The sequence below is a fragment of the Streptomyces sp. ADMS genome, assembly GCF_033441795.1.
Classification (GTDB): domain Bacteria; phylum Actinomycetota; class Actinomycetes; order Streptomycetales; family Streptomycetaceae; genus Streptomyces.
The window spans coordinates 77962-85892 of record NZ_JAVFVX010000024.1 but is presented as its reverse complement, the minus strand read 5'-3'; the positions used below and the strand labels follow the sequence as shown (position 1 = coordinate 85892).

8 protein-coding genes and 1 pseudogene are annotated in these 7931 nt (G+C 69.9%); 6 read left to right on the top strand and 3 right to left on the bottom strand.

From position 1 onward, the window contains the following. From RB628_RS13580 to RB628_RS13560, 5 genes are all read left to right on the top strand, one after another. A partial coding sequence (locus RB628_RS13580; RefSeq protein ID WP_318320639.1) for a sulfate adenylyltransferase subunit 1 occupies positions 1-1061 on the top strand: 1061 nt, incomplete at its 5' end. A gap of 216 nt (positions 1062-1277) precedes the next feature. Next, on the top strand, positions 1278-2381 hold the full coding sequence (locus RB628_RS13575) for an aliphatic sulfonate ABC transporter substrate-binding protein (RefSeq protein WP_318320638.1): 1104 nt from the start codon (positions 1278-1280) through the stop codon (positions 2379-2381). A gap of 38 nt (positions 2382-2419) precedes the next feature. Further along, entirely contained in the window at positions 2420-3205 is a 786-nt protein-coding gene (locus RB628_RS13570) for an ABC transporter ATP-binding protein (RefSeq protein WP_318320637.1), read from the top strand. Further along, the gene (locus RB628_RS13565; RefSeq protein ID WP_318320636.1) at positions 3192-4112 is read left to right on the top strand and encodes an ABC transporter permease; all 921 of its coding nucleotides are present in this window, start codon (positions 3192-3194) and stop codon (positions 4110-4112) included. The genes RB628_RS13570 and RB628_RS13565 overlap by 14 nt, the downstream gene beginning before the upstream one ends. A gap of 5 nt (positions 4113-4117) precedes the next feature. Next, entirely contained in the window at positions 4118-4885 is a 768-nt protein-coding gene (locus tag RB628_RS13560) for a sirohydrochlorin chelatase (RefSeq protein ID WP_318320635.1), read from the top strand. Between the two features lie 49 nt (positions 4886-4934). Here RB628_RS13560 and RB628_RS13555 read toward each other — a convergent pair whose 3' ends face one another. After that, positions 4935-5981, bottom strand: coding sequence for a ketopantoate reductase family protein (locus RB628_RS13555; RefSeq protein ID WP_318320634.1), 1047 nt, complete (start codon positions 5979-5981; stop codon positions 4935-4937). A 49-nt stretch (positions 5982-6030) separates the two neighbouring features. Here RB628_RS13555 and RB628_RS13550 point away from each other — a divergent pair. Continuing rightward, positions 6031-6868, top strand: a pseudogene (locus RB628_RS13550) (aldo/keto reductase). A gap of 1 nt (position 6869) precedes the next feature. Here RB628_RS13550 and RB628_RS13545 read toward each other — a convergent pair. Then, complete coding sequence (locus RB628_RS13545; RefSeq protein WP_318320633.1) at positions 6870-7265, bottom strand: DUF4440 domain-containing protein; 396 nt, start codon at positions 7263-7265, stop codon at positions 6870-6872. Between the two features lie 5 nt (positions 7266-7270). Continuing rightward, a complete protein-coding gene (locus tag RB628_RS13540; protein WP_318320632.1) occupies positions 7271-7852 on the bottom strand; it encodes a DUF1697 domain-containing protein in 582 nt (193 codons plus the stop codon). Positions 7853-7931 lie beyond the last annotated feature (79 nt).

Genomic DNA, 7931 nt, shown 5'->3' with positions numbered 1-7931 from the left:
GCCGGTTCATCCTCGCCGACACCCCCGGCCATGTGCAGTACACCCGCAACATGGTGACGGGTGCCTCCACGGCCGAGCTGACGGTGATCCTGATCGACGCCCGCAACGGCGTGGTCGAGCAGACCCGCCGGCACGCCGCCCTGGCGGCGCTGCTGCGCGTCCCGCACGTGGTGCTCGCCGTCAACAAGATGGACCTGGTCGACTACCAGGAGTCCGTGTTCGCCGCGATCGCCGAGGAGTTCACGGCGTACGCGCTGGAGCTGGGCGTCCCGGAGATCACCGCGATCCCGATCTCGGCGCTGGCCGGCGACAACGTGGTGGACCCGTCCGCGAACATGGACTGGTACGGCGGTCCGACCTTCCTGGAGCACCTGGAGACGGTCCCGGTCGCCCACGACCTGAGCCACTGCCACGCCCGCCTCCCCGTGCAGTACGTGATCCGGCCGCAGACCGCCGAGCACCCCGACTACCGGGGCTACGCGGGCCAGATCGCCGCCGGTTCCTTCCGCGTCGGCGAGTCCGTGACGGTCCTGCCGTCCGGGCACGCGTCGAAGATCGCCGGCATCGACCTGCTCGGTGAGCCGGTCGACGTCGCCTGGACCACACAGTCGGTGACCGTCCTGCTGGAGGACGACATCGACATCTCGCGCGGCGACCTGATCGTGCCCAGCAAGGACGCCCCGCCGACCACGCAGGACGTCGAGGCGACTGTGTGCCATGTAGCCGACGCGCCGCTGACGGTCGGCCACCGGGTGCTCCTCAAGCACGGCACCCGCACGGTCAAGGCGATCGTCAAGGACATCCCGTCCCGTCTCACGCTCGACGACCTGTCCCTGCACCCGCACCCGGGACAGCTCGTCGCCAACGACATCGGCCGGGTGAAGATCCGCACCGCGGAGCCGCTGCCGGTGGACTCGTACGCCGACTCGCGGCGCACGGGCTCGTTCATCCTCATCGACCCGAACGACGGCACCACGCTCACCGCCGGCATGGTCGGCGAGTCGTTCGCGTCCCCGGAGCCCGTCAAGGACGAGACTGAGGACGACGGGTGGGACTTCTGACATGAACTCCACCGACTACTACTCCACGTTCGCGAAGGAGGGCGGCCGTATCGGCAGCGGCGCCCTCGGCAGCGGGCAGGGCGGAGTCGCGCGATGTGCGGGCTGACGTACGCGCACCGCCTGCGCGCCCCGTCCCGACATCGACGAAAACCTGCCGAACTCCCGGCCACGACCTGAGAGACCGTGACCGCCGGGCCTCCGAGAGGAACACCTCCCGTGCCTGCCAACACCGCCCTGCGCCGCACCTTCGCGGTCATAGCCGCGCTTCCTCTTCTCACCCTCGCGGCCTGCGGCTACGGATCCCAGTCGACGGACGAGGGCACCGTCAAGGTCGCCGCCGGCGCCGAGAAGATCGACGGGCTCGACTCCGTCAGGATCGGCTACTTCGGCAACCTGACCCACGCCACCGCGCTGGTCGGCAACCAGAAGGGCTACTTCCAGAAGGCGCTGGGTGCCACGGAGGCGAAGTACCAGGTCTTCAACGCCGGTCCTTCCGAGATCGAGGCCCTGAACTCGGGCTCCATCGACATCGGCTGGATCGGCCCGTCACCGGCGATCAACGGCTACACCAAGGCCAAGGGCACCAACCTGCGCATCATCGGCGGTTCGGCGTCCGGCGGTGTGAAGCTTGTCGTCAACCCGGACAGGATCGAGTCCGTGAAGGACGTCAAGGGCAAGAAGATCGCCACCCCGCAACTGGGCAACACGCAGGACGTGGCGTTCCTCGACTGGATCGCGGAGCAGGGCTGGAAGGTCGACGCCGAGAGCGGCAAGGGCGACGTGTCGGTCGTCCGTACCGACAACAAGGTCACTCCGGACGCCTACAAGTCCGGCTCCATCGACGGCGCCTGGGTGCCCGAGCCGACCGCGTCCAAGCTGGTCGCCGAAGGCGCGAAGGTGCTGATCGACGAGGCCGACCTGTGGCCGGACAAGAAGTTCGTGATCACGAACGTCATCGTGTCGCAGAAGTTCCTCAAGGATCACCCCAAGGCAGTCGAGGCGGTCCTGAAGGCCTCCGTCGAGACCAACAAGTGGATCAACGCCAACCCGGACGAGGCGAAGGCCGCGGCGAACAGGCAGCTGGGCGTCGACTCGGGCAAGGAGCTGCCGGCCGCTGTCCTGGATCCGGCGTGGAAGTCCATCCAGATCACCGACGACCCGCTGGCCTCCACCCTGAACACCGAGGCTGAGCACGCGGTGAAGGCCGGTCTGCTGGAGGACCCGCTGCTGAAGGGCATCTACGACCTCACGCTCCTGAACAAGGTCCTCGGGGCCGCGGGAGAGAGCACGGTCGACGACGCCGGTCTCGGCGTCAAGTAAGCACCGATTCCCCTTCAAGTCCCCAGGAGGTGACGACCATGGCCACCGCGATCGCCAAGGCCGAACCGGCCGAGTCAGTCGAGTACGCCGCCCGCATCGAACATGTCTCGAAGTCCTTCGCCGGGCCCGCCGGACAGCAGCTCGTCCTTGACGACATCACGCTCGATGTCGCACCGGGCGAGTTCGTCACCCTCCTGGGGGCCTCGGGCTGTGGCAAGTCCACGCTGCTCAATCTGGTCGCCGGTCTCGACGACCCGAGCACAGGCAGCATCAGTACCGACGGGCGTCCTGCCCTGATGTTCCAGGAGCACGCCCTCTTCCCGTGGCTGACGGCGGGCAAGAACATCGAACTCGCCCTGAAGCTGGGGGGAGTTCCCAAGAACGACCGGCGCGGCCGCGCCGAGGAACTGCTCGGACTCGTCCGGCTGCAGGGCTCGTACGGCAAGCGGGTGCACGAGCTGTCCGGCGGTATGCGCCAGCGGGTCGCGCTGGCGCGGGCGCTGGCCCAGGAGAGCCGGCTGCTGCTGATGGACGAGCCGTTCGCCGCGCTCGACGCGATCACGCGTGACGTGCTGCACGACGAGCTGACCCGGATCTGGGCGGAGACGGGTGTCTCCGTCCTGTTCGTCACGCACAACGTACGGGAGGCGGTGCGGCTCGCGCAGCGCGTCATCCTGATGTCGTCCCGGCCGGGACGGGTGGCACGCGAGTGGACGGTGGAGATCCCTCAGCCGCGCCGCATCGAGGACGCCCCCGTGGCCGAACTGTCCATTGAGATCACCGAAGAACTGCGTGGGGAGATCCGCCGTCATGGCCAGCAGTGACACGAAGTCGGGCCTGACGGACACGCGCCAGGCGCGGGCCGACGGCAACGGTCAGACCGCCGGTCTGGAGGCCGGTCTCGACGCCCTGGAGACCGTGGCCACCGGGCGTACGCCCTTCTCGGTGACCGCCCGCACCAAGATCCTCCCGCCGCTCGTCGCGACCGCCGTGGTGCTGGTGATCTGGCAGGCACTGATCTCCTTCAGCATCGTCACCGACCCGACCAAGCTGCCCTCGCCCGGCGACGTCGCGGCCGAGTTCAAGGACGCCTGGCTGGAGGGCAAGCTTCTCGGCTACATCTGGACCAGCGTCGAGCGCGGTCTGCTCGGCTTCCTGCTGGCGCTGGCGATCGGGACCCCGCTGGGTCTGATCGTGGCCCGCATGAAGTTCGTGCGCGCGGCGATCGGACCGGTCCTTTCGGGCCTTCAGTCGCTGCCCTCGGTGGCGTGGGTGCCGCCCGCGGTCCTGTGGCTGGGCCTGAACAACTCGATGATGTACGCGGTGATCCTGCTCGGCGCGGTCCCGTCCATCGCCAACGGACTGGTCTCCGGCATCGACCAGGTGCCGCCGCTGTTCCTGCGAGCGGGCCGCACGATGGGCGCGACCGGGTGGAAGGGCGCCTGGCACATCGTGCTGCCGGCCTCACTGCCGGGCTATCTGGCCGGTCTGAAGCAGGGCTGGGCGTTCTCCTGGCGCTCGCTGATGGCGGCGGAGATCATCGCTTCCTCGCCCGACCTGGGCATCGGTCTGGGCGCGCTGCTGGAGAACGGCCGCAACGCCAGCTCCATGCCGATGATCTTCGAGGCCATCTTCCTGATCCTCTTCGTCGGTATCGCCGTCGACCTGCTGATCTTCAGCCCGCTGGAACGGCGGGTACTCCGCAGCCGCGGCCTCCTGGTGAAGAGCTGAGGCACATGTACGACAAGCCGCTCCGCCCCGTCCTCGTGGTGATCGCCCACGGCAGCCGCGACCCGCGCCACGCGGCGACCGTGCACGCCCTCGTGCGGCGCGTACGGTCACTGCGGCCGGGGCTGCGGGTGGAGACCGGCTTCCTGGACTTCAACATCCCTTCTGTACAAGGGGTGCTGGAGTCCCTGGCGGCGGAGGGCGTACGGGATGTGGTGGCCCTGCCCCTGCTCCTCACCCGCGCCTTCCACGCGAAGGCGGACATCCCGGCGGTCCTGCGGGATGCGCCGGGGCGGCTGAACATCCGGCAGGCGGAGGTGCTGGGCCCGTCCCCGTTTCTCCTCTCGGCGCTCGAACGGCGCCTGTACGAGGCGGGGCTGACACCCGCCGACAAGTCCTCGACCGGGGTCGTGCTGGCCTCGGCGGGGTCCACCGACCCGGAGGCGATCGCGGTGATCGCAGAAATCGCGCGGGAGTGGCGGCACACCGGTTGGTGCGCCGTGCGGCCTGCGTTCGCCTCCGCTGGTTCTCCCGCGGGGTTCCCTCGCACCGAGGACGCGGTACGGGAGCTGCGTGAACTGGGCTGCGAGCGCGTCGCCGTCGCACCCTACGTCCTCGCCCCCGGCTTCCTCCCGGACCGCATCGCGCGGGGCGCGGCGCAGGCGGACGTACTCGCGGACGTCCTGGGACCGGCCCCCGAGGTTGCCCGGCTGCTGCTGCGACGGTACGCGGAGGCGGCGGTGCGGGTGCCGGGGCTGGCCTCAGTGAGTGCGTAGGTGTCTCCGCACGCCTGAATGGCCTGGCCGCCATGCGGAGTTCGGGTGGTCACTCCCCCGGCTCCCGCCCGTCGGCTGTCAACTCCCGGTTGAATACGGCCTCGTCCGCCAGCCGTACGAGTTCCGCCGACGGCAGTGAACCCGCCGGCCGCCGTTCCCGTGCGAACGTGTTGGCCAGCCGCTGCAGCAGTTCGTTCAGGGGTGTCGGTACGCCGTGCAGCCGTCCCAGAAGCGCGATCTCGCCGTTCAGGTAGTCGGTCTCGATCGTGCCTGTGCCACGGCTCAGGGACTGCCAGGAGGAGCCACCGCCGGGCTCGGCGCCGGGCAGCGGCCGCAGGGTGATCCTGTCACCGCGTCTCGCCTTCGCCTCCGCGGCGCTCGCGTACGGGATCCCGGCCGCCGCGAGCACCGACTCGCCCTCGGCGTACACCTGTTGGCGCAGCCGTGCGCTGTCCTCGCTGTCCGCCGCGCCACTGAGCGCCCGGATGGCGTTGCCCAGGTTGGTGAGCAGCTTGGCGTACTGCCAGCGCGCCACGTCCGCCACGACCGGGGCCTCGAACTCCGCCTTCTCCAGGTCGGCGCCGATCCGCCGGACCGTGTCGTCGGTGCCGTGCGGGTAACGGCCGAGGAAGAGGATGCCGGTGAGCGGGGCGCCGGCGGCGGAGACGACGCCGGGTTCCTCGTAGGCCGCGGGGAGCCAGACGCAGACGCCGTACACCCGCCGGAAGCGGCGCAGCGCGAGACGCGGGCTCTCCACGCCGTTCTGCGCGCAGAGCAACGGCAATCGCTCGGCCGCCGTCCCGCCGCCCTCGACGGGCACCGGCCCCCAGGCCGCCAGGGCGCCTTCGCTGTCCTGCGTCTTGACGGCGAGGACGAGCACGTCGTCGGCGCGCAACTCCCCGAGGCCGCCTGGTCCGTCGACGGTCGGCAGGCGGTACGTGTGCGTCCCGTCCGGCGTCACCAGCCGCAGTCCGTGCGCGCGCAGCGCCTCGTACTGCGCACCCCTCGCGACGAGGACGACCTCGTGCCCCGCCCCGGCCAGCCGCCCGCCGATGGCCCCGCCGACCGCCCCGGCTCCGATGATGATGTAGCGCATACCGGCCAGCCTGCCACGGTGCATGCACAGCACAGGTAGCGTCCGTCGCATGGCTTCGGAAAACTTCCCGATCGGCGGCGAACTGCCCGTCCGCCGTCTGGGTTTCGGCACGGCCCAGTTGACCGGCCCCGGCTACTGGGGCCCGCGCGGCGACCCTGCCGACGCGGTGGCCGTACTGCGCCGGGCCGTCGACCGTGGCGTGACGCTGATCGACACTGCCGACAACTACGGCCCGTCGATCACCGAGGAGCTGATCGCCGAGGCCCTGCACCCGTACCCGGCCGGGGTGTTGGTCGCGACCAAGGGCGGTGTCGTGCGGACCGGTCCCGAAGCCTGGCACATCGACGGCCGGCCGGAGCGGCTGCGCGCGATGTGCGAGGCGAGTCTGCTGTCGGCTGCGGCGCGACACGATCGATCTGTACCAGCTGCACCGGCTCGATCCGCGCGTCCCGATGGCCGAACAGCTCGGCGCCCTCGACGAGTTGCGTACGGAGGGCAAGATCCGGCATCTCGGGCTCGACTCGGTGACGGTCGACGAGCTGGGCGCGGCACGGGAGTTGACGTCGATCGCGTCAGTCCAGAACCGCTATCACCTCCTCGACCGGGCCTCCGAGCCGCTGCTGGAGCTGTGCGAGGCGCACGGCATCGCGTTCCTGCCGTGGTTTCCGCTGGGCAACGGCGAGTTGGCGTCAGACCCGGTGTGCGCGGAGATCGCCGCCTCGCACGGAGCGATCCCGGCCCAGGTCGCGCTGGCCTGGCTGCTGCACCGTTCCCCGGTGCTCTGCCCGACCCCGGGCACCGGCTCCCTCGTACACCTGGAGGAGAACCTGGACGCCGGGACCGTACGACTTTCCGGGGACGAACTGGCGCGCCTGAAGTACCGGTAGGTCAGCCGACCCCGTCACCAAACGGGGTCGCCTGGTGGAAGTACAGCAGCCAGCCGCCTTCGGTGTTCCGCCGCCACAGTGAACTCCGGTGGGCGCGGCGGCCGTTGTTCTCCGTGTCGAAGGTGAGGTGGATGAGGTCGGGGGCGAGTCGTACACCCTTCATGTGCGACACGGCGAAGGGGCGGGCGCCCGGTTCGGTGGCCGTGGCGAGGGACGCGATGATCGAGGCCCGGTTCCAGTGCCGCCCGGAGGCGCCGAACTCGTGGAACGCGGGGTGCAGCAGGGCTCCGGTCAGCTCGGGTGAGCCGCGGACCTCCGGGTCGAGCAGCCGCAGCTCGGCCTCGATGGCGGCTTCCACGGCGGGGTCGCGCTCCCGGCTACGGGCGTGGTCGGGCATCCGTCTCACTTCCCCGGGGTCTCGTCCTCGGTCAGTTCCACCAGCTTCACGACGGTGTTCCAGTTGCGGGTGGTCGCGATCACGCCCTTCAGGTACCGGGGCTTGGCGAGCTGTTCGGCGAGTCTGGAGCGGCCGAGTCCGTCGGGTGCGTACAGGTACAGCGCGCGGTCGCCGAGCCGGAACTCCTCGGGGAGGTGGGCGGCCTGGTCGATGTCCGCGAAGCGGATCTCGTCGACGGGGGTGGAGAAGTAGGTGACGTGGAGTTGTTTGGCCTCCAACTCGGATGCGGGGAAAGGGCAGTTGTTTTTGATCGCCCGCAGGTGGGCGTGGTCGCGCACGATCACGTCGACGGTGAATCCGAAGTGCTGCTCGACGGCTTTCGCGATCTCCCCGGCGAGGGACTCCTCGTCCCCGTGCCCGGCGGCGAACACGGCGTTGCCGCTCTGGAGGTAGGTCCGTACGGCATCGAACCCGAGGCCCTCGATCAGCGTGCGCAGCTCGGCCATCGGGACCTTCTTGTTGCCACCCACATTGATGCCTCGAAGTAGCGCCGCGTAGGTCGTCGTCGCCTGTTCACCTGTCGTCATCCGCTCACCTTAGGGCGGCCCACTGACAGTCCCCCCTGACGAACCACCCCGAGATCGTCTTTTACATGTAGGGGGCCAG